Below are 19,622 nucleotides of genomic sequence, written 5' to 3'. Positions count from 1 at the left end.
CGGATGTGGAAGCCCAGTAATGGGTGGAGCTGACCGGTACTAATAGGCCGAGGGCTTGTCCTCAGTTGCTCGCGTCCACTGTGTTAGTTCTGAAGTAACGAACACGCCCCCCTCTTGTGGGTGGTGCGGCGGTTCATATCTTCATAGAGTTTCGGTGGTCATAGCGTTAGGGAAACGCCCGGTTACATTCCGAACCCGGAAGCTAAGCCTTTCAGCGCCGATGGTACTGCAGGGGGGACCCTGTGGGAGAGTAGGACGCCGCCGAACAATTTTTAGCCTCAACCCCCGGATTTATTCCGGGGGTTGAGGCATTTTTGCGTTCTAGGCCGGTGTCACCAGTTGGGTGTCGTAGGCCAGGATGACCGCATGGACGCGGTCGCGGGCGCCCGTCTTCGCGAGGATGCGGCCGATGTGGGTCTTCACCGTGGATTCCGCGAGATGGAGGCGTTCGGCGATCTCCGTGTTCGTCCAGCCCTGGCCGACGACCGTGAGGATCTCGCGCTCCCGTTCCGTGAGGGAGGACAGACGCGGGTCCTCCTGGGGCGGGGTCGCCGCCGCGGCGGGCTGCGGCAGGTGGTGGATGTAGGCGTCCAGGAGCCGGCGCGTCAGGCTCGGGGCCACCACCGCGTCTCCGCTCGCCACCGCGCGGATGCCCGCGAGGAGCTCTTCCGGCTGGGCGTCCTTCACCAGGAAGCCGCTCGCGCCGGCGCGCAGGCCCTCGTACGCGTACTCGTCGAGGTCGAAGGTGGTGACGATCAGGATCCGGGTGCGGGCGCCCGCCGCGACGATGCGGCGGGTGGCCTCGATGCCGTCGAGGCCGGGCATCCGGATGTCCATCAGGACGACGTCCGGGTGGAGGCGGTCGACCAGGCGGTTCGCCTCGGTGCCGTTCGAGGCCTCGCCGACGACCGTCATGTCGTCCTGGCTCTCGAGGAGCATGCGGAAGCCGAGGCGCTGCATCGGCTGGTCGTCCGCGATGAGTACAGTCGTCACGAGGGGGAGCCTTCCAGGGGGAGTCGGAGTCGGACGTGCCAGCCGCCGGTGGGCAGAGGGCCGCAGGTGAGCAGGCCGTCGTAGAGGGCGGCGCGTTCGCGCATGCCCGTGAGGCCCTGGCCCCGGTGGGGGTGAGGGGTCGGGTGAGGGGTCGTCGGAGTGCCCGTGTCGGTTACTTCCACCAGGAGTTCCTCGGGGGCGTAGGCCAGGAGGACGGTGGCGCGGGCCGAGGGGCCGGCGTGCTTGAGGGTGTTCGTGAGGGCTTCCTGGATCACGCGGTAGACCGTCAGCTGGGCGCCGGGCGCGAGGGGTTGGGGTGTTGGTTCGGCGCGGACTTCGAGGCCGACGGCGAGGCCCGCCTTCCGTACGCCGGTGAGGAGGGTGTCCAGGTCGGCCAGGTTGGGCTGGGGGTCGCGGACCGCCTCGTGTTCGTCGTCGCGGAGGACCCCGAGGAGGCGGCGCAGGTCGTCGAGGGCCTGGCGGCTCGTCGTACCGATCGCGTCGAGGGCCTGGGCGGCGCGCTCGGGGTTCCTGGCCGCCGCGTATCGGCCGCCGTCCGCGAGTCCGGTGATGACCGAGAGGTTGTGGCCGATGATGTCGTGCATCTCGCGGGCGATCCTGGTGCGTTCGGCTGCCGCGGCGAGCCGGACCTCCTGGTCGCGTTCGACCTCCAGGCGGCGGGCCCGGTCGACGAGGCCGGCGGTGTGGTCCCTGCGGGAGCGGACGACGATGCCGAGGAGGGCGACGAGCGCGTACGCCCACAGGGCGGGGACGACGCGCTGGTCCCAGGTCTCGTGGGGGAAGCGGACCGCGCCCGTCACGAGGGGCGGGGTGATGAGGGCGAAGGCCCAGAGGAGTGCGCGGGGCGGGCGGGTGAGCGCGAGGTGGAAGAGCGGGACGGCCTGGAGGTAGGCGGCCTGGAGGAAGGCGCCGGTGGCGTCGCTGACGAGTGCCGCGCAGGACATCGCGGCGAGTGCCGTCATGGGGCTGCGGCGGCGCCAGTAGAGGGGCAGGGAGAGGGCCAGGCTGAGGAGGAGGACGAGTCCGCCCGGTACCGAGGGGTCCCGGGCGGTGTTCTGCCAGCCGCCCGACGCGTCCACGAGTGCCGCTCCGGTCCAGGAGAGCGTGAGCGTGGCGTCCCAGACCCAGGGGTGCGCGGTGTCGAAGGCGCGTGTCCGGTTCAGCAGGCGCTGGACGTGTCTGCTGAGGCCCGTCGCCCCGGTCGTGGGCGGTGTCTCCTCCGTGATCATCCGGTCATCATCCTCATACGTCGCGGCGCTTGAGCAACAGGGCGGGGACCACGAGAGCCGCGGCGGCCCAGAGGACCAGGGCGAGGAGTGCGGCGCCGGGGGAGGCCGTGCCGGGGAGCGGGGTCGCGGTGCCGAGGGCTCCGGCGGCCTGGGTGGGGAAGTACCGGACGGCCGTGTCCATGGCCTCGTACGGGAGCATCCCGAGGATCTCGGGGACGATCAGGACGCCGCCGATGAACGCGCCGATCGCGCCGGGGACGGAGCGGAGGGCGGCGCCGAGGCCGAGGGCGATGACGCCGAGGAGTGTGGTGCCCGCCGCGTTGCCCGCGATGGCGGCGAGGACGCCGTCGTCGGTGAGCGAGGCGACCTGGTCGGTGCCGGAGAGGAAGAACTGGGCCGTCAGGAAGGTCAGCAGGGCGGTCAGGAGGGAGAGCGTGAACACGACGGCGGTGTGGACGGCGGCCTTGGCCCACAGGACGGGGAGGCGGCGGGGGACGGCGGTGAAGGAGGCATGGGCCTGGCCCGTCGCGTACTCGCCGGCGGTGACGAGGATGCCGAGGACGGCGAGGGCGATGCCGCCGAGCTGGGTGCCGTAGAGGGTGAGGACGACGGTGTCGACGTCGGAGTCGCCGCCGTCGGAGGTGTACGTGGAGCCCATGAGGATGCCGACACCGAGGACGAACGCGACGCCGGTGAGGGCGCTGATCCAGGTGGAGCGGACCGTCCACAGCTTGTGCCATTCCGAGCGGAGGACGCGGGTGGCCGTGAGGCCGTAGGGGGTGGTGGCGCGGGTGGTGGCGGGCGCGGTGGTGGCGGTGGTCGTCATGCGGGGGCTCCCTGGTATTCGACGGAGTCGCGGGTGAGGTCCATGAAGGCCTGCTCCAGCGAGGCTGCCTGCGGGGTGAGTTCGTGGAGGGGGATGGCGTGGGCGGCGGCCGCGCGGCCGATCTCCGGGGCTTCGAGGCCGGTGACGAGGAGGGTGTCGGGGGTCTCGGTGGTGAAGCGGGCGTCGGGGAGGAGCCGGCGGAGGCGGTCGGCTTCCGGGGTGACGACCTTGACCGAGGCGCCGCCGGAGGCCCGTACGAGCTCGTCGACCGTGGTGTCGGCGAGGAGGCGGCCTTTGCCGATGACGATGAGGTGGTCTGCGGTGAGGGCCATCTCGCTCATGAGGTGGGAGGAGACGAGGACGGTGCGGCCCTCGGCCGCCAGGGACTTGAGGAGGGTGCGGATCCAGCGGACGCCCTCGGGGTCGAGGCCGTTGACGGGTTCGTCGAGGACGACGGTGGCCGGGTCGCCGAGGAGTGCGGCGGCGATGCCGAGGCGCTGGCCCATACCGAGGGAGAAGCCCTTGACGCGCTTGCGGGCGACGTGGGTGAGGCCGGTGAGGGCGAGGACCCGGTCCACGCGGGTGCTCGGGATGCCGTGGGTGTGGGCGAGGGCCATGAGGTGGTGGTACGCGGAGCGGTCGGGGTGCAGGGCGCGGGCTTCGAGGAGGGCGCCGACCCGGGTGAGCGGGGCGCGGTGGCCGGCGTAGGGGCGGCCGTCGACGGTGGCGTGGCCGCGGGTCGGGGCGTCGAGGCCGAGGATCATGCGGAGAGTGGTGGACTTTCCGGCGCCGTTGGGGCCGAGGAAGCCGGTGACGGTGCCGGGGTGGACGGTGAAGCTGAGGTCCTGGACGACGGTGGTGTCCCCGTACCGCTTGGTGAGGTTCTCTGCTCGGATCATGTCGACGACGCTACGGAGCGGGCGCAGGGCGTACGTCGGACCGTGGGTGGGCGCTGGGGCAGGGGTGTGGTACCGGGGTACGACGGCGCTGCGGCGGGTCGGCGTGTGAGGGAAAAGTGCTTGTCAGCGGGGTCCGGCCGTGGCGAGGATCGGCGGTATGGACTATTCGATACGTACGATCCGCGCCGACGAGTGGGAGAAGGCCCGTGAGCTGCGGCTCGCCGCCCTCCAGGACCCGATCGCGCACCTCGCGTTCCTCGACACGTACGAGGACGCCGTGACGCGGCCGGACTCCTTCTGGCAGGAGCGTGCGGCGGGGGCGTCGGACACCGGTCCCGGCGAGGTGATCCAGTTCGTGGCGGAGGCGCCGGACGGGCGGTGGGTCGGCTCCGTGACGGTGCTGGTGGAGCGGCCCGCGGGGGACGCGGTGCTGGGCGCGGCGGTGAAGGTCGACCAGACGCACGTGGTGGGGGTGTTCGTCCGGCCGGAGGCGCGGGGCAGCGGTGCGATCGACGGGCTGTTCCGGGCGGCCGTGGAGTGGTCCTGGGCGCTGTCGGCTCCGGCGGTGGAGCGGGTGCGGCTGTACGTCCACGAGGAGAACGAGCGGGCCGCCGCTTTCTACCGGCGCTTCGGGTTCGTGGCGTCGGGGGAGCGCGTGACGCTGGAGAGCGGTGTGGGCGCGGGCGGGGTGGAGGTGGAGTACGAGCTGTCGCGTCCGGCCGCGTAGCGTCCGCTCACGGGGTGAGGGCGGCTTCCGGCCAGCGGCTGCGGGCCTGTTCGGGGGAGCGGAGGAGGGCCAGGGTCGGGAGGCCCTGGTCGTGGCCGGTGGCGAGGAGCTCCGGGAGGTGGGGGAGCGGGGCCACGGCGGCGACGTCGTCGAGGACGAGCGTGAGTGGTGGGTCGAGCCGACCGTCGGATGACCGTGCGGCCATGCGGCGGCCGTGCTCGACCACGCTTGCGGCGAGGGCCGTGAGGAGCGGCATCGCGCCGGGGTGGGCCCGGGGGTTCTCGATCGGTTCGCCCACCACGTAGAGCGTGCCCCCTTCGGCGAGGAAAGATGCGAGGGCCAGCGAATCCGTTCGATTCGGGACGCAGGCCTCGCGGATGTGGATCGAGGAGAGCGCGGCGAGCGCACGGGCCGTCAGTTCTTGGGCGAGGCGGCGGCTTTCGGGGTGGGCCGTGAGCGCCGATTCGAGGAGTCCGGCGAGGCCGGAGGCGGCCTTGGGGTGGCTGCGCAGGATGCGTACGGGCTCGTGGGCGCCGGCGCCCTGGGCCCAGCGGTGGACCTGGCGGAAGGGGCGGCCGTCGACGGCGGCGGCGTGCAGCCAGCAGCGCAGAAGCGTTTCGGCGGTGTCGGCTGTGGCCGCGTCGAGGCGGGAGTGTGGGCGTACGGGGGCGAGCAGGGCGGCGGCCCGCTGCTGGGCGACGGCCGGGTCCTCGCAGTGCTCGGACGGGGACCAGTGGAGGCGGCCGGGGGTGTCGCAGAGGTGGCCGGGGTCGTGGACGAGGACCGGGCCGAGCTTGCCGCGGGCGTCCTTCGTGGCGGACCAGACGGTGGGGTCGGAGGTGACGGCCAGGACGGGGCCCTCGGCGTCGTGGATCGCCTGGACGGCGACGGGGTGGCGGGTCTCCGGGGGGCCGTAGACGAGGCGGGTGGTCGGGCCGGGGGTGGTGGCGGTGGCGAGGTGTGTGGGCGGTGCGGTGACGGGGGCGGGCGCGGGCGCGGTGGTGGGGCCGGATTGCGCGGCCGGTGCCGGCTCGGGGGCCTGTGCGGCGGGGAGCGGCTCGGTGGGTGCCGGGGGCGGCGGGGCCGATTCCGTGCGGGGCGGGGCGATCCGGACGCTCTCGGCGGGTGCCGTCGCGGCCGGTTCCTTCCGTTTCCGGGTGGTGTGGGCGTACGCGCCCGCCTTTCGGTTCGCCCTCACCGCGCGCCAGCGGGCGATCGTGCCGAGGGCGAAGATCACGAGGACCAGCAGGACCATCGCCTCGCCGATGAGGAGGCCCCAGAACAGCCCGTACCCCGAGAGCTGGTCCGGCGGGGTGGCCGGCCAGGCCGCCGCGAGGTCCGTGGGGGCCGTGGCCAGGGAGCGCAGGGCCGCGGGCGTGCCCATGAAGGCGACGCCCTGCGGCCAGGCCCCGTGGGCGAAGAGCCCTGCGAGGCCGGTCGCCGTCCACACGAGGGCCGTGAGGCAGAAGAGGAGGCCGAACAGGCCGAGCAGCAGCCCGTCGGAGACTCCTCCTCCCTTCCGTGCTGATTCCATTACGCCACCGTGGACTGCGAAGTGCCGTTCATCTGCTGCTCGATGAGGATCGCGCGCTGCTCCGTCTCCCACTCCAGCTCGGGATCGACGACGGAGGACTCGGTCATGGCGCGGTCGGTGTAGACGAGGGGGCGTTCCTTCTCGGTGATGAGGTGTTTGACCACCTGCACGTTGCCGTTGACGTCCCAGACCGCGATGCCGGGGGTGAGGGTCGGGATGATCTCGACCGCCCAGCGTGGCAGGCCGAGGACCCGGCCGGTGTTGCGTGCCTCGTCGGCCTTCTGGGCGTAGATGGTCCGGGTGGAGGCCATCTTGAGGATCGCCGCGGCCTCCTTGGCGGCGGCTCCGTCGACGACGTCGGAGAGGTGGTGGACGACGGCGACGAAGGACAGGCCGAGGCGGCGCCCGAACTTGAGCAGGCGCTGGAACAGCTGCGCCACGAAGGGGCTGTTGATGATGTGCCAGGCCTCCTCGACGAGGAAGATGCGCTTCTTCCGGTCGGGGCGGATCCAGGTGTGCTCCAGCCAGACGCCGACGATCGCCATGAGGATCGGCATGGCGATGGAGTTGCGGTCGATGTGGGAGAGGTCGAAGACGATGAGGGGCGCGTCGAGGTCGATGCCGACGGTCGTCGGGCCGTCGAACATGCCGCGGAGGTCGCCGTCGACGAGCCGGTCGAGGACGAGGGCGACGTCGAGGCCCCAGGCGCGTACGTCGTCTATGTCGACGTTCATCGCCTCGGCCGATTCGGCCTCGGGGTGGCGGAGTTGTTCGACGATGTCGGTGAGGATCGGCTGCCGGTCGGTCCGGTGCTCGGTGACGTAGGCGTGGGCGACCTTGAGGGCGAAGCCGGAGCGCTCGTCGAGGCCGTGGCCCATCGCCACCTCGATGATGGTGCGGAGCAGCGCGAGCTGGCCGGTGGTGGTGATCGAGGGGTCGAGGGGGTTGAGGCGGATGCCGGAGTCGTTGGCGACCATGGGGTCGAGCCGGATGGGAGTTATTCCCAGCTCCTGCGCGATGAGGTTCCATTCGCCGACGCCGTCCTCGCCCTGGGCGTCGAGGACGACGACCTGCCGGTCGCGGAAGCGGAGCTGACGGAGGACGTAGGTCTTCTCCAGGGCCGACTTGCCGTTGCCGGATTCGCCGAGGACCAGCCAGTGGGGGGCGGGGAGCTGCTGCCCGTACAGCTGGAAGGGGTCGTAGATGTACCCCTTGCCGCTGTAGACCTCGCGGCCGATGATCACGCCGGAGTCGCCGAGGCCGGGGGCGGCGGTCGGCAGGTAGACGGCCTGGGCCTGTCCGGTGGAGGTGCGGACGGGCAGGCGGGTCGTCTCCACCTTGCCGAAGACGAAGGAGGTGAAGGCGTCGGTCAGGACGGACAGCGGATCTCGCATCGGTCGGTGCCCCTTCGGCCTTAGCGGCGGATGCCGGTCGCGAACGGCAGGGTGTTCACAAAGGCCCTGTGGTGCTCGCGGTCGCACCACTCCAGCTTCAGGTACGACTTGCCGGCGGAGGCCCTGATCGTGCGCTTGTCCCGGGCGAGGGCCTCGGGCGAACGCGACGACACCGTGATGTACCCGACGAGGTTGACTCCGGCAGCGCCGCTGGCGAGATCTTCACCCCGCTGGTCGAGTCGGCCGTGGGCGGCGATGTCGCGGGGGTCGACGGTGCGGTTCATCTTGGCGGCGCGGCTGGCGTCGGCCTCGTCGTTGGTCTTCTCGGTGAGCATCCGCTCGATGGCGACCTCGGTGGGCTCCAGGTCCATGGTGACGGCGACGGTGCGGATGACGTCGGGGGTGTGGACGAGGAGCGGGGCGAGGAAGTTGACGCCGACGGGGGTCATCGGCCACTCCTTCACCCAGGCGGTGGCGTGGCACCAGGGGGCGCGGGTGGAGGACTCGCGGGTCTTGGCCTGGAGGTAGGTGGGTTCCATCGCGTCGAGTTCGGCGGGCCAAGCGTTTCGTTTCGTCATGGCCTGGATGTGGTCGATGGGGTGGTCCGGGTCGTACATGGAGTGCACGAGGGAGGCGAGCCGGGACTGGCCGAGGGGCTGGCGTACGCGGATGTCGGCCTCGGCGAGGCGGGCGCAGATGTCGGTGAGCTCTCGGGCCATGACGACGGCGAGGCCGGCGTCGCGGTCGAGCTTGCGGGCGCCGGAGGCGTGGCGGGCGGCGCGGGCCATGACGTTGGCCTCGGCGGCGAGTTCGCGGGTGTAGTGCATGCAGGCGACGAGGTAGGCGCGGTGCTGCTCGCTGGAGGTGGAGACCATCGACTGGAGCTGCTCGTACGACTCCTTGAGCCAGGCGGGGGCGGTGGTGTCGCCGCGCTGGGTGACATCCTTGGCGTGGGCGTCGGGGTCGGCGGGGAGGGTGCGGGCGAGCATCTGGAGGCGGGTCACGAAGCCGTCGCCGTTGGCGACGTGCTTGAGGAGGGTGCCGAAGCGGTCGACGAGGGCTTCCTGGTCCTCGCTGTCGCGCAGGCCGACGCCGGGGCCCTCGATCTCGATGGCGGCGGTGACGGTGCGGCGGTCGGCGTGGAGGAGGACGGCGATCTCGTCGGGTCCGAAGGGGGCGGAGAGCCAGCCGACGCGGCCGATGCCGGGGGGCGGGCCGATCTCGACCTCGCGGCCGTCGAGGTGGGTGCCGGATTCGGCGGCGACGGAGCGGTAGGCGGTGCCGCGCTTGAGCATGCGCTTGTAGCTGCGGTTGATCTCGAACCACTTGTAGAAGGTGCGGCCCTTGTACGGGAGGTACACGGCGGCGATCGCGACCATGGGGAGGCCGGCGAGGAGCGCGATCCGGAGGGAGAGGACGGGGACGAGGAGTCCGCTCATCATGCCGAGGAAGGCGCCGACGATGATGAGGGCGATCTCGCCCGTCTCACGGTTCTTGCCGACGATCGCGTTGGGCCGGGCACGGCCGACGAGATACGTACGGCGGGGCGCGACCGGCTGGGACTGGGTCGTCAACGCCCTCCACCTCCAGAGTTGCGGTTGCTGTGCGGGGTACCCGTGGTGGGACTGCTGCTACGGGGCGAGGGTGGGGGCGTGGCCCCGCCGCCGCGGTTGTCGCCGCCGCGGCTGCTGTGGGCGGCGACGCCGCCGGCGAGGGGGTTGGCGGGGCGGGGGGCCTGGGCGCCCTGGCCGCCGCTGCCTCCGCTGTCGCGGGTGCTGTGGGTCTTGATGCCCTGCGAGACGAGGGAGGCGGGGGAGGAGATGACGGCGGCGGCGGTGTTCTCGCCGGCGCGGTGGAGCCGGTTGTTGCGGGAGGCGGCGATCTCGTCGCCGAAGCCGGGGACGAAGCGGTAGATCACGGCGGAGGCGAAGATGGCGAGCAGGATGATCGCGAGTCCGGAGACGACGGCGGAGAAGGAGTCGGGGCCGGTGCCGGAGGAGAGTGCGCCGGCGAGGCCGAGGACGATCACGATGACCGGCTTGACGAGGATGACCGCGATCATGATGCCGGCCCAGCGGCGGACGTGGCCCCACATGTTCTTGTCGACGAGGCCGGAGTAGACGACGACGCCGAGGAGGGCGCCGACGTAGAGCATCACGGCGCGGAGGAACAGCTCCAGGTAGAGCACGCCGGCGGCGAGGACGGTCACCAGCGACACGATGATCAGCATGATGGGGCCGCCACCGATGCTGTCGCCCTTCTGGAGGGCCTGTTTGAAGCTGCCGAAGAAGACGTCGGTCTGCTGGCCGGTGCCGGAGGCGATGACCTCGGTGACGGCGTCGGTGGCGTTGACGACGGTGTAGAGGATGAGGGGGGTGAAGGCGGAGGCGAGGACCGTCAGCCAGAGGAAGCCGATGGCCTCGGAGAGTGCGGTGGCGAGGGGGACGCCGCGGATGGCGCGCTTGGCGACGGCGAGGAGCCAGAGGAGGAGGGTGAGGACGGTGGAGGCGGCGAAGACGATCGCGTACCGGCCGAGGAACTCCGTGTTGGTGAAGTCGACGTCGGCGGTTTCCTTGACGGCCTTGGAGAGGTAGTCGATGGTCGCGATGGCGGCGTCGGCGCAGCCGCGGGCGAGGGAGGAGAGGGGGTCGAGGGCGGTGGTGGGGTCGTTCTGAGGGGCTGTGGAACCACCGGAGGATCCTTCGAGGCAGCGTGATTTGGACGGACCGATGAGCAGTGCACAAGGGTCGTTGCTGACGCTGGGGGACGGGCTGGGAGTGGGCGTCGGAGCGGCTGCAGCACTGGCGGCGAGCATGAACACGGTTGTCTGCAGGACGGCGACGGAGGCGGCGACAGAACGAAAGCGGCGTCGGCTATCGGGCATAGGTGAAGCCTCCGAACTGACGGACAGCATCGCTCATTTCCTCTGCTGTGGATGCTCTCTGGTCGCGACCGACAGGTGCTGGGCCGTCCTTCTGGCTGGCGTCGACGACCTTCCAGTCATTCTCGACCCACTGCAGCTCGTACGAACTGGTGTACCAAGCTTCGGAGACAGGGTTCCTGGAGCCTTCGCCGGCCATTCCGAACAGGGATGAGTGCCAAATGGATACCGTCGCCTTGTCTTCGGCGTAGCTTTCGATCTTCGAACCGACAGGAACAGTGCGGGCGATGAAGGTCTGCCCTCGGGGTGCGGTGCCGTCCTCTTGGAGGCCAATTCGTTCGAGGAAGGCTTTGTCGGCGAAGGTTTCGTTCAGATCGCCAAGGCGCGTGGCGGCCACCGAGGAGGCGTACACCGTGTGGACGATCTCGCTTCGCGTCGCGGCGGTGAACATCTCGGCGGAGCCCAGGGCCACCGCGTAGTTCGTCGCCGCACTCTGGGCGCCCTGCTCGTCGTGGGCGTAGCCCGTCGGGATTCCGCCGTTCCTGTCCGTGACGGGGCGGACGCCTGTGGCTGCTGTGGGGCCGCTCTTGCCCGGGGTGTTGGAGGTGGGGATCGCCGCGTCCGCCGGTTCGCCGCCGCCGCGGTTGGCGAAGGCGATGGCCGCGAGGAGGAGGACCACCACGCCTACGACCGTGATCAGGGAGCGGGAGTTGCGGACGGGGCGGCGGGCGCCGCCGTAGATGTCGCCGCTGTTGCCCTCGGGCAGACGGGTCCGGGTCTGGCCCGAGCCGCCCACGCCGCCGAAGCCGTCGTGCTCGTCGCCGAGGCTCATGCCGGGTACGCCCCCTCACTCGTTCGCGGGTACGACAGTGCTGCAACATGGCTGGGCATCAGGGAACGCAAACACGACATCAGCAGGCCTCAGGGAAAAGGGGTCCGACGGGGGATCAGACGGCCATCCCGTACACGATGGTGAAGAGCGTCCCCAGCGATCCGATGATGAAGACGCCGGTGAGGCCGGCCACGATCAGGCCCTTGCCCTGTTCCGCGCTGAAGGTGTCGCGGAGTGCGGTCGCGCCGATGCGCTGCTTGGCCGCTCCCCAGATGGCGATGCCGAGGCAGAGCAGGATGGCCACGGCCATCACGACCTCGATCATGATCTTGGCTTCGGCGCCCAGGCTGCCGAACGGGCCCCAGTTCGGGGCGATTCCACCGATGATGGTGGTGATGTCGCCCTTTTCTGCCGCCAGGTACATGTAACTCACCGCCCCTGTTGGGTAGTTAACTGCCCCTGCCGGACGGCATGGGTCATCGCCCTATCTTCGCTGATGAAACCGCTCGTGTGTGACGCCTTGACGGGTCTCTTTACCCGATCCCCGCACACTTGACCGGTCTGACCGTCTTGACCTGCGGTGGTGTGGCCGGTTTCCGCGTGAAGAAGCGTATGGTCACTCTGTGTATCACGGAGGGTGACTCCGGGCAATGATTGTCGTTGTTGCACTCTTGGGGCGCCGTCGCGTCGCCGCCGGCGGGTCTCAGGCGTACGAGGCGATCAGGCGCGACAGGTGACGGCCCGCCAGGAGGAGGGGGTCCTCGCTCCGGGTGACCTGGGCGGTCACTTCGGCGCCTTCGAGCGTGTTGATGACGGTGGTGGCCAGGTCGCGGGCCTCGGGGGAGGGGAATCCGCAGCCGAGGAGCTTCTCGGCGACCAGGTTCTGCCAGGCGCGCATGGCCTCGGCGCAGGCCTGCTGGACGGGGTTGTCGGAGCCGAGGGTCTCCAGGGCGGCTGCGGTGACCGGGCAGCCGTCGGTCCAGCCGGAGGCGCGGAGTTCGCGGGCCAGGACGCGCGCGCAGGCGTCGACGGCCTCGGCGGGGCCGTCCTCGCCGTCCAGGGCGGTGCGCAGGAGGTCGGCGAACTCCTCGCGGCCGTGGGCGATGGCGGCGACCGCGACGGCTTCCTTCCCGCCCGGGAAGAAGTGGTAGACGGAGCCGAGGGTGGCGTCCGCCTCCTTCGCGATCTGCTTGATGCCCGTCCCGACGTACCCCTGGCGCTGGATGAGGCGGGAGGCGGCGACGACGATCCGGTCGTGGGTGCTGCTGGTCTGCATGGGGCGAGTCTAGTCGCTGAATGAGTAGAGCGTTCGTTTTAGAACGTGCTACGGTCTTGCCCAGTCGCTAAGTAGAGCGTTCGTTTTAGAGCGAGCGCCTTTCGATGGGGGATTGCCATGCAGCACGACCGTTCCGTCACCGTCATCGGCCTCGGGCCCATGGGGCGCGCCATGGCCGGCGCCTATCTCGACCAGGGGTACGCGGTCACCCTCTGGAACCGGACCCCGAGCCGGGCCGCCGAACTCGTCCGCCGCGGGGCGGTCCTCGCCGCGAGCCCGGCCGAGGCCGTCGCCGCCAACGAGGTCGTCGTCCTCAGCCTCACCGACTACGACGCCTTCTACGGCGTCCTCGGCGCGGTCGACCCCGCCGTCCTGGCGGGCAAGGTCCTCGTCAACCTCAGCTCCGACACCCCGGACCGGGCCCGGGAGGCCGCCGCCTGGGCGGCGGAGCGCGGCGCAGTCCAGCTCACCGGCGGCATCCTCGTCCCGCCGTCCGGCGTCGGCGACCCGGACAGCTCCGCCTTCTACAGCGGCCCCCGCGAGGTCTTCGAGGCCCACCGGGGCACGCTCGCCGTCCTCACCGGCGGGACCGACCACCGCGGCGAGGACCCCGGGCTCGCCGCGCTCTTCTACCAGCTCAACATGGTCATGTTCTGGACGGCGCTCTCCGGCTACTGGCAGGCCATCGCCCTCGCCGGCGCGCACGGCATCTCGGCCACCGAGCTCCAGCCGTACGCCCGGAACGCCCTCGACCTCGACCGGTTCATCGACTTCTACGCGCCCCGGGTCGACGCCGGCCACCACGGCGGTGACGTCGACCGCCTCGCGATGGGCCTCGCGAGCACCGAGCACGTCCTGCACACGGTCGTCGACGCGGGCGTGGACGCGGCCCTGCCGGCCGCCGTCGTCGACCTCTTCCGCCGCGGGGTGGAGGCCGGCCGCGGGGACGACAGTGCCTCCAGTCTCGTGGAGTTGCTGAAGAAGAACTGACGGCACGTCGCGCAACCACCCCCTGGGACCCCCCGCCGCCTAGACTGACCCGGGGCGTACTGCCATGAACCGAGGGGTGGTTGACGGTGCGTAGGGCTGGCAAGGCGTGGCTGGTGGCCGGCGGGGTCTTCGGAGCCTGCCTCAGCTTTGTCGCACTGCTCGTCGTCGGGACGTACTCCGCGGCGTCGGGCCTCATCGGCGGCGCGGGCAGCGGCAAGAACGGCACCGTGGGTCTGGCGAAGGGCTCCGTACCCGCCCTCTACCAGGGGCTCGTGCAGAAGTGGGGCAACCTCTGCCCCGCGATCAACCCCGCCCTGCTCGCCGCCCAGCTCTACCAGGAGAGCGGCTGGAACCCGCGGGCCGTCTCCTCCGCCGACGCCCGCGGCATCGCCCAGTTCATCCCCGGCACCTGGGCCGGGCACGGCATCGACGGCGACGGGGACGGCGACCGGGACATCTGGGACCCCAAGGACGCCATCCCCTCGGCCGCCTCGTACGACTGCGAACTCGCCGGCTACGTGAAGAACGTCCCCGGGGACCCGGCGAACAACATGCTGGCCGCGTACAACGCGGGCGCGTACCGGGTCATCAAGTACCGCGGGGTGCCGCCCATCAGCGAGACCCAGAACTACGTGCGGATCATCCGCTCCCTGGAGCAGAGCTTCGCCCGGCCGATGGGCCGCGTCGACCCGTCCCGGCAGGCCGCCGGGGCCATCCACTACGCCCAGGGGAAGCTCGGCACCCCCTATCTCTGGGGCGGTACGGGCACGGCCGCGCAGGGAGGCCGGTTCGACTGCTCCGGGCTGACCCAGGCCGCGTACCTGAGCGTCGGCGTCGAGCTGCCCCGCGTCGCCAACGACCAGTACAACGCCGGGCCGCACCCGGGCCGGTCGGAGCTCCTCCCCGGCGACCTCGTGTTCTTCTCCGACGACCTGACGAATTCGCGGGCCATCCGGCACGTCGGCATCTACGTCGGCGGCGGGTACATGATCGACGCCCCGCGCACCGGGGCGGTGATCCGCTTCACCCGGATCGACACCCCGGACTACTTCGGCGCGACCCGTGTCACGAAGGAGGGCGCCGCCGCGCTGCCCACCCATCTCCCGCAGACTTGAGGGAAGGAGACGGACCGTCGGGCCGTAAGGCAGTCGTCACGGACATGGCTGGAACTCTCCGTCATGCCCTGGCCCTGAGCTGCGGTGAACCGTCACTCTTCGATAACGTCGTCATGATCCACCGGAGAGAGCGGAACGTACGCCTCAAGCAGTTCGTTCCCTGATCCGAACGCTCTGACCACGGGGGTGGGAAGACAGACACGAGAAGCAAGGGGCCGCAGCAGATGGCTGGACTCGCATCGGACGGCACCAACCCCGATGTCGGCCTGCTCTACGACATCAACGGGCTGGCGAAGGCCGCCCCGCCGTGGTTCGACCGTGTCATGGAGTTCGTCGGCGAGTACGGGATCATGCTCGGGATGGTCCTGGTCGTCCTCTGGTGCTGGTGGAGCGTCCGCCGCAGCGGCACCCTCGCGGACTCCGTCTCGGCCGTCGCCGGGCTCGTGTGGGCCCCGCTGGCCGCCGGTGTCGCCCTTCTCGTCAACATCCCCATCCGGGGCTTCGTCGAGCGGCCCAGGCCGTTCAACGACCACCAGGGCCTCGAGGTCCTCGTCGCGGGCAAGACCGACTTCTCCTTCGTCAGCGACCACGCCACCATGGCCATGGCGCTCGGCGTCGGCCTCTTCGTCGCGAACCGGAAGTTCGGCCTCGCCGCCATCGGCCTCGCCCTCGCCGAGGGCTTCGCCCGGGTCTACATGGGCGTCCACTACCCCACCGACGTCATCGGCGGCTTCGCCCTCGGCACGGCGGTGGCCCTGCTCCTCGCGCCCGTCGCGCTCGCCCTGCTGACCCCGGTCGTCTCCGCCCTCGCCCGCTCCCGCCGCGGCGCCCCGCTCGTCCGCTCCCGCAAGGCCGCGGGACCCCAGCAGCCGGAGACCGTCGGCATCCCCGAGCCCCGCCTCGGCGGCCCCGCCAACGGGACCACCCAGAACGACCTCGCCGCCTAGGCAGCCCGTACTGGTACGGGGCAGCAGTCCCATGTACGGGGCAGCCGCCCCGGGGCGGGTTTCGGGTCAGTGCTGAGGGGCGCCGGCGGACGTCGCCGCGTCGAGATGCTCCGAGGCGTCCGTGCGGGCCCGCTCCCGCGATCTGCGGGCCGGTCCCGACCAGCCGCAGCTGCACCTGGCGAGCGCGAACGAGCCGCGCTCCGTCGTCGTGGTCGTGTGGGGGAAGGGCTCCGCATGCACACCACCACCGTACTGCGCGTGACGGCTCGCCCGGGCCGTCGTTATCCGGATCGGGTGTTCCCGGGCCCGCGGGGCCGGGGGCGTGCGGCGCCCGGACAAACAGCGGTGAGGCGTTGGGGGTTGGCAGACGATGGTGGTGCAGCGGTACGGGCGTCCGCACGGTCGCGGGAGCGGGGCTTTCGCCGTCACCGCCGCCCTGGTCGGCTCACTCGTCGGGGGTCCGGCGATCGCCGGCTGCGGCGCCCCCGAGGACCCCAAGCCCACGGTGGACCCCCTCCTCGCCGTACGGAACGCGGCCGACGCGCTGACCCGGGCCGGCACCTCCAAGGCGAGCACCTCCATGGAGATGGCCGCCGGCGGGACCCGGGTCACCATCCGCGGCGAGGGCGGCTACGACTTCCGCCGCCGCACCGGCCGGCTCCAGGTGATGCTGCCCAAGGACGCCGCCGGAACCGACGAGCACCGGCCGATCACCGAGCTCCTCACCCCCGGCGCCCTCTACATGAAGAACCGGGGCGCGGGCGTGCCCGCCGACAAGTGGGTCCGCGTCGACACCACGGCCCTCGACGACGGCAACCTCGTCACGGGAGGGGCCACCGACCCGGCGGCCGCGGCGGAGCTGCTGCGCGGCGCCCGGGAGGCCACGTACCTCGGCGAGGTCGACCTGGCAGGGGTGAAAGTCGGCCACTACCGCGGCGTCGCCGACATCGCCCACGCGGCGCGCGTCGCCTCGCCGCAGTTGCGCGGGGCGCTCGCCGCGGCGGCGAAAGGGTTCGCCAAGGACACGGTGCCCTTCGACGCGTACCTGGACGCGGAGGGCCGGCTGCGGAAGGTCCGCCACCAGTTCAGCTTCAGCAACCAGGGCCGCACGGTCGCGGTCGCCTCGACCACCCTGCTGTACGGCTTCGGGGTCCCCGTACAGGTGGCGCTGCCGGACCGGCGCGACATCTACGCCGGGAAGATCAAGGCCTGACCAGGGCCGCGGCCGGGGCCGGGTGGTTCGGACCATTGCCAAATGGTCCGGACGTGTCATGCGCACCGAGTGGCGCTCTCCCTACGCTGGGAGACCTCCGGGAACCTGGGAGACAGAAGCCGGCAGGAAGAGGTGACCGCACGTGGCCCCGCCCGGTACAGCGACCGTTTCCGCGGACCCGGACCGCATCGCCCTCGCCGAGATCGAGCTGTGCGGCGAGCTGATCATCGCCGCCTCCACCGCTGACGGGGAGCGGCTCAGCGCCGACCGGATCGACGAGGTCCTGCGGGTCGCCGCCGAGCGGGCCGTACGGGAACGCTGACCGCACGGCCCCCGGCGCCCCTGACCGGTACGGCCTCCAGCGCCCTGACCGCACGGCCCCCGCCGGGCCCGCTCAGGTGCGCAGCATGCGGGCGATGGCCTTGGTGGCCTCCTCGACCTTGGCGTCGATGCCGTCGCCGCCCTTCGTGGCCGCGTCCGCGACGCAGTGCCGCAGGTGCTCCTCCAGGAGCTGGAGGGCGAAGGACTGGAGCGCCTTCGTCGACGCCGACACCTGGGTGAGTATGTCGATGCAGTAGACGTCCTCGTCGACCATCCGCTGGAGGCCGCGGATCTGGCCCTCGATGCGGCGGAGCCGCTTGAGGTGCTCGTCCTTCTGCTTGTGGTAGCCGTGCACGCCGTGGTCGTGATCGGCAGGCTCGACGGCCCCGACGGCCTCGACGGGCTCGGGTGTGACCTGGTCCGCCTCGGTGGTCGTCATCGCGTCCTCCCGTTGTCCAGAAAAGGGGTGTATACCCCTCGTGGGTATATGGTACCGATCCCCGCCGATCCGGGCAGGGGCCCGTGCAGTTCACTGTGCCTGATGGGCGACACTGAGAGGACGCCGGTTAGCCGTGGCTGGACGATGCGCCTAGCATCAGCCTGACCGAAACCCAGCACCCCGAGGACCTCACGTGCGATTTCGTCTGACCCCCAGGGAGACGAGCTTCTACGACATGTTCGCCGCGTCCGCGGACAACATCGTCACGGGCTCCAAGCTCCTGATGGAACTGCTCGGAGCGGAGCCTTCCGCCCGGGCCGAGATCGCGGAGCGGATGCGGGCAGCGGAGCACGCCGGCGACGACGCCACCCACGCGATCTTCCACCAGCTGAACTCCTCCTTCATCACACCCTTCGACCGCGAGGACATCTACAACCTCGCGTCGTCCCTCGACGACATCATGGACTTCATGGAGGAGGCCGTCGACCTGGTCGTCCTCTACAACGTCGAGGAACTCCCCAAGGGTGTCGAGCAGCAGATCGAGGTCCTGGCCCGGGCGGCCGAGCTGACCGCCGAGGCCATGCCGAACCTGCGGACGATGGACAACCTCACCGAGTACTGGATCGAGGTCAACCGTCTGGAGAACCAGGCCGACCAGATCCACCGCAAGCTGCTCGCGACGCTCTTCAACGGTAAGTACGACGCCATCGAGGTGCTCAAGCTCAAGCAGATCGTCGATGTGCTGGAAGAGGCGGCCGACGCCTTCGAGCACGTCGCCAACACGGTGGAGACCATCGCGGTCAAGGAGTCCTGAGCTTCGTGGACACCTTCGCTCTGATCGTGACCATCGGTGTCGCGCTCGGTTTCACGTATACGAACGGCTTCCACGACTCCGCCAACGCCATCGCCACCTCGGTGTCGACCCGGGCGCTGACCCCCCGGGCGGCGCTGGCGATGGCCGCGGTCATGAACCTCGCGGGTGCCTTCATGGGCAGCGGGGTCGCCAAGACCGTCAGTGAGGGGCTCATCGAGACCCCGACCGGCGACAAGGGGATGGGCATCCTCTTCGCCGCGCTGGTCGGCGCGATCATCTGGAACCTCGTCACCTGGTACTTCGGTCTGCCGTCCTCCTCCTCGCACGCGCTGTTCGGCGGCATGGTGGGCGCGGCGCTGGCCGGTGGCACCGAGGTGATCTGGGGCGGCGTCCTCGACAAGGTCGTCATCCCGATGTTCATCTCGCCGGTCGTCGGTCTCGTCGCCGGTTACCTGGTCATGTGCGCGATCCTGTGGATGTTCCGCAAGACCAACCCGCACAAGGCCAAGCGCGGCTTCCGTATCGCGCAGACGGTGTCGGCGGCCGGCATGGCGCTCGGCCACGGTCTGCAGGACGCGCAGAAGACGATGGGCATCGTGGTGATGGCCCTCGTCATTGCCGATGTGCAGCAGGCGGGCGACGACATCCCGGTGTGGGTGAAGATCGCCTGTGCCGTGATGCTCTCGCTCGGTACGTACGCGGGCGGCTGGCGCATCATGCGGACGCTCGGCCGCAAGATCATCGAGCTGGACCCGCCGCAGGGCTTCGCGGCGGAGACGACGGGTGCGTCGATCATGTTCGGCTCGGCGTTCATCTTCCACGCGCCGATCTCGACGACGCACGTCATCACCTCCGCGATCATGGGCGTCGGCGCGACGAAGCGCGTCAACGCGGTGCGGTGGGGTGTCGCCAAGAACATCATCCTCGGCTGGTTCATCACCATGCCGGCGGCGGCGCTGGTCGCGGCCGCGAGCTTCTACGTGGTGCAGCTCTTCTTCGGCTGACGAGCGGCGCCACGCCGACCTGCTGGGGGTCCGGGGGTTATCCCCCGGGGCGTGCAGCGTGGTGCAGCTCTTCTTCGGCTGACGAGCGGCGCCACGCCGCTCGGCCGGCAGCCGGTGGAAATGGTCGGGCCCGGCTCCCCTTGTGGGGGAGCCGGGCCCTTCGTCTT

At 70.8% G+C, this 19,622-nt stretch carries 21 protein-coding genes and 1 rRNA gene; 9 read left to right on the top strand and 13 right to left on the bottom strand.

Annotated features, from left to right (window positions below):
• Nucleotides 1-150: 150 nt before the first annotated feature.
• Nucleotides 151-267: ribosomal RNA gene (gene rrf / locus ACF08F_RS13955) — 5S ribosomal RNA — on the top strand.
• A gap of 54 nt (nt 268-321) precedes the next feature.
• Here the strand turns inward: rrf and ACF08F_RS13950 are convergent.
• From ACF08F_RS13950 to ACF08F_RS13935, 4 genes are read right to left on the bottom strand one after another with little or no spacing between them, the layout of a single operon-like run.
• Nucleotides 322-993, bottom strand: a complete 672-nt coding sequence (locus tag ACF08F_RS13950) for a response regulator (protein WP_392298716.1) — start codon at nt 991-993, stop codon at nt 322-324.
• Nucleotides 990-2,243, bottom strand: a complete 1,254-nt coding sequence (locus tag ACF08F_RS13945; RefSeq protein WP_392298715.1) for a sensor histidine kinase — start codon at nt 2,241-2,243, stop codon at nt 990-992. Before ACF08F_RS13945 ends, ACF08F_RS13950 begins: the two co-directional genes overlap by 4 nt.
• A gap of 13 nt (nt 2,244-2,256) precedes the next feature.
• The gene (locus ACF08F_RS13940) at nt 2,257-3,069 is read right to left on the bottom strand and encodes an ABC transporter permease (protein WP_392298714.1); all 813 of its coding nucleotides are present in this window, start codon (nt 3,067-3,069) and stop codon (nt 2,257-2,259) included.
• On the bottom strand, nt 3,066-3,968 hold the full coding sequence (locus ACF08F_RS13935; RefSeq protein ID WP_392298713.1) for an ABC transporter ATP-binding protein: 903 nt from the start codon (nt 3,966-3,968) through the stop codon (nt 3,066-3,068). The genes ACF08F_RS13940 and ACF08F_RS13935 overlap by 4 nt, the downstream gene beginning before the upstream one ends.
• Before the next feature lie 157 nt (nt 3,969-4,125).
• Here ACF08F_RS13935 and ACF08F_RS13930 point away from each other — a divergent pair, with 157 nt between their 5' ends.
• Nucleotides 4,126-4,695, top strand: coding sequence for a GNAT family N-acetyltransferase (locus ACF08F_RS13930; protein ID WP_392298712.1), 570 nt, complete (start codon nt 4,126-4,128; stop codon nt 4,693-4,695).
• A gap of 7 nt (nt 4,696-4,702) precedes the next feature.
• Here ACF08F_RS13930 and ACF08F_RS13925 read toward each other — a convergent pair whose 3' ends face one another.
• The 7 genes from ACF08F_RS13925 to ACF08F_RS13895 form a co-directional block, all read right to left on the bottom strand.
• Nucleotides 4,703-6,229, bottom strand: a complete 1,527-nt coding sequence (locus ACF08F_RS13925) for a type IV secretory system conjugative DNA transfer family protein (protein WP_392298711.1) — start codon at nt 6,227-6,229, stop codon at nt 4,703-4,705.
• A complete protein-coding gene (locus ACF08F_RS13920; protein ID WP_392298710.1) occupies nt 6,229-7,623 on the bottom strand; it encodes an ATP-binding protein in 1,395 nt (464 codons plus the stop codon). The genes ACF08F_RS13925 and ACF08F_RS13920 overlap by 1 nt, the downstream gene beginning before the upstream one ends.
• Nucleotides 7,624-7,643: 20 nt before the next feature.
• Nucleotides 7,644-9,197 (bottom strand): SCO6880 family protein, encoded by a 1,554-nt coding sequence (locus ACF08F_RS13915; protein WP_392298709.1) that lies wholly within the window; start codon nt 9,195-9,197, stop codon nt 7,644-7,646.
• Nucleotides 9,194-10,507 carry a hypothetical protein gene (locus ACF08F_RS13910; protein ID WP_392298708.1) on the bottom strand — a complete coding sequence of 438 codons (1,314 nt, stop codon included), beginning with the start codon at nt 10,505-10,507 and terminating at the stop codon, nt 9,194-9,196. The genes ACF08F_RS13915 and ACF08F_RS13910 overlap by 4 nt, the downstream gene beginning before the upstream one ends.
• Entirely contained in the window at nt 10,497-11,336 is an 840-nt protein-coding gene (locus ACF08F_RS13905; protein ID WP_392298707.1) for a hypothetical protein, read from the bottom strand. The genes ACF08F_RS13910 and ACF08F_RS13905 overlap by 11 nt, the downstream gene beginning before the upstream one ends.
• Before the next feature lie 115 nt (nt 11,337-11,451).
• Nucleotides 11,452-11,760 (bottom strand): hypothetical protein, encoded by a 309-nt coding sequence (locus ACF08F_RS13900; protein WP_017242359.1) that lies wholly within the window; start codon nt 11,758-11,760, stop codon nt 11,452-11,454.
• 279 nt (nt 11,761-12,039) lie between these two features.
• The gene (locus ACF08F_RS13895; protein WP_392298706.1) at nt 12,040-12,612 is read right to left on the bottom strand and encodes a TetR/AcrR family transcriptional regulator; all 573 of its coding nucleotides are present in this window, start codon (nt 12,610-12,612) and stop codon (nt 12,040-12,042) included.
• Between the two features lie 117 nt (nt 12,613-12,729).
• Here ACF08F_RS13895 and ACF08F_RS13890 point away from each other — a divergent pair, with 117 nt between their 5' ends.
• The 3 genes from ACF08F_RS13890 to ACF08F_RS13880 all read left to right on the top strand — a co-directional run bounded on the left by ACF08F_RS13890 (nt 12,730) and on the right by ACF08F_RS13880 (nt 15,664).
• Complete coding sequence (locus ACF08F_RS13890) at nt 12,730-13,602, top strand: NAD(P)-dependent oxidoreductase (RefSeq protein ID WP_392298705.1); 873 nt, start codon at nt 12,730-12,732, stop codon at nt 13,600-13,602.
• Nucleotides 13,603-13,682: 80 nt separating this feature from the next.
• Nucleotides 13,683-14,717, top strand: a complete 1,035-nt coding sequence (locus ACF08F_RS13885; RefSeq protein ID WP_392298704.1) for an NlpC/P60 family protein — start codon at nt 13,683-13,685, stop codon at nt 14,715-14,717.
• Between the two features lie 224 nt (nt 14,718-14,941).
• Nucleotides 14,942-15,664: a phosphatase PAP2 family protein gene (locus ACF08F_RS13880; RefSeq protein ID WP_392298703.1), complete on the top strand. Its 723-nt coding sequence runs from the start codon at nt 14,942-14,944 to the stop codon at nt 15,662-15,664.
• Between the two features lie 66 nt (nt 15,665-15,730).
• Here the strand turns inward: ACF08F_RS13880 and ACF08F_RS13875 are convergent, their stop codons facing one another.
• A complete protein-coding gene (locus ACF08F_RS13875; RefSeq protein WP_392298702.1) occupies nt 15,731-15,904 on the bottom strand; it encodes a hypothetical protein in 174 nt (57 codons plus the stop codon).
• Nucleotides 15,905-16,034: 130 nt separating this feature from the next.
• On the opposite strand from ACF08F_RS13875, the gene ACF08F_RS13870 reads away from it, so the two are divergent.
• Entirely contained in the window at nt 16,035-16,877 is an 843-nt protein-coding gene (locus tag ACF08F_RS13870) for a hypothetical protein (protein ID WP_392298701.1), read from the top strand.
• 142 nt (nt 16,878-17,019) lie between these two features.
• Nucleotides 17,020-17,199, top strand: a complete 180-nt coding sequence (locus ACF08F_RS13865; RefSeq protein ID WP_055642263.1) for a hypothetical protein — start codon at nt 17,020-17,022, stop codon at nt 17,197-17,199.
• Nucleotides 17,200-17,271: 72 nt separating this feature from the next.
• Here the strand turns inward: ACF08F_RS13865 and ACF08F_RS13860 are convergent, their stop codons facing one another.
• Entirely contained in the window at nt 17,272-17,637 is a 366-nt protein-coding gene (locus ACF08F_RS13860; RefSeq protein ID WP_392298700.1) for a metal-sensitive transcriptional regulator, read from the bottom strand.
• A gap of 193 nt (nt 17,638-17,830) precedes the next feature.
• Between ACF08F_RS13860 and ACF08F_RS13855 the strand changes: the two genes are divergently transcribed.
• Together ACF08F_RS13855 and ACF08F_RS13850 are read left to right on the top strand one after the other, a co-directional pair.
• The gene (locus tag ACF08F_RS13855; RefSeq protein WP_392298699.1) at nt 17,831-18,451 is read left to right on the top strand and encodes a DUF47 domain-containing protein; all 621 of its coding nucleotides are present in this window, start codon (nt 17,831-17,833) and stop codon (nt 18,449-18,451) included.
• 5 nt (nt 18,452-18,456) lie between these two features.
• The gene (locus ACF08F_RS13850) at nt 18,457-19,455 is read left to right on the top strand and encodes an anion permease (RefSeq protein WP_392298698.1); all 999 of its coding nucleotides are present in this window, start codon (nt 18,457-18,459) and stop codon (nt 19,453-19,455) included.
• Nucleotides 19,456-19,622 lie beyond the last annotated feature (167 nt).

It is taken from the genome of Streptomyces sp. NPDC015130 (genome assembly GCF_043080005.1).
Taxonomy (GTDB): Bacteria; Actinomycetota; Actinomycetes; order Streptomycetales; family Streptomycetaceae; genus Streptomyces.
This window is presented reverse-complemented; position numbering and strand designations above follow the sequence as displayed.

Coding starts and splice junctions, on each gene's coding strand:
- ACF08F_RS13930 (WP_392298712.1), top strand. CDS start 4,126: ATGGACTATTCGATACGTACGATCCGCGCCGACGAGTGGGAGAAGGCC.
- ACF08F_RS13935 (WP_392298713.1), bottom strand. CDS start 3,968: ATGATCCGAGCAGAGAACCTCACCAAGCGGTACGGGGACACCACCGTC.
- ACF08F_RS13905 (WP_392298707.1), bottom strand. CDS start 11,336: ATGAGCCTCGGCGACGAGCACGACGGCTTCGGCGGCGTGGGCGGCTCG.
- ACF08F_RS13925 (WP_392298711.1), bottom strand. CDS start 6,229: ATGGAATCAGCACGGAAGGGAGGAGGAGTCTCCGACGGGCTGCTGCTC.
- ACF08F_RS13900 (WP_017242359.1), bottom strand. CDS start 11,760: ATGTACCTGGCGGCAGAAAAGGGCGACATCACCACCATCATCGGTGGA.
- ACF08F_RS13895 (WP_392298706.1), bottom strand. CDS start 12,612: ATGCAGACCAGCAGCACCCACGACCGGATCGTCGTCGCCGCCTCCCGC.
- ACF08F_RS13940 (WP_392298714.1), bottom strand. CDS start 3,069: ATGACGACCACCGCCACCACCGCGCCCGCCACCACCCGCGCCACCACC.
- ACF08F_RS13870 (WP_392298701.1), top strand. CDS start 16,035: ATGGTGGTGCAGCGGTACGGGCGTCCGCACGGTCGCGGGAGCGGGGCT.
- ACF08F_RS13920 (WP_392298710.1), bottom strand. CDS start 7,623: ATGCGAGATCCGCTGTCCGTCCTGACCGACGCCTTCACCTCCTTCGTC.
- ACF08F_RS13910 (WP_392298708.1), bottom strand. CDS start 10,507: ATGCCCGATAGCCGACGCCGCTTTCGTTCTGTCGCCGCCTCCGTCGCC.
- ACF08F_RS13890 (WP_392298705.1), top strand. CDS start 12,730: ATGCAGCACGACCGTTCCGTCACCGTCATCGGCCTCGGGCCCATGGGG.
- ACF08F_RS13945 (WP_392298715.1), bottom strand. CDS start 2,243: ATGATCACGGAGGAGACACCGCCCACGACCGGGGCGACGGGCCTCAGC.
- ACF08F_RS13860 (WP_392298700.1), bottom strand. CDS start 17,637: ATGACGACCACCGAGGCGGACCAGGTCACACCCGAGCCCGTCGAGGCC.
- ACF08F_RS13880 (WP_392298703.1), top strand. CDS start 14,942: ATGGCTGGACTCGCATCGGACGGCACCAACCCCGATGTCGGCCTGCTC.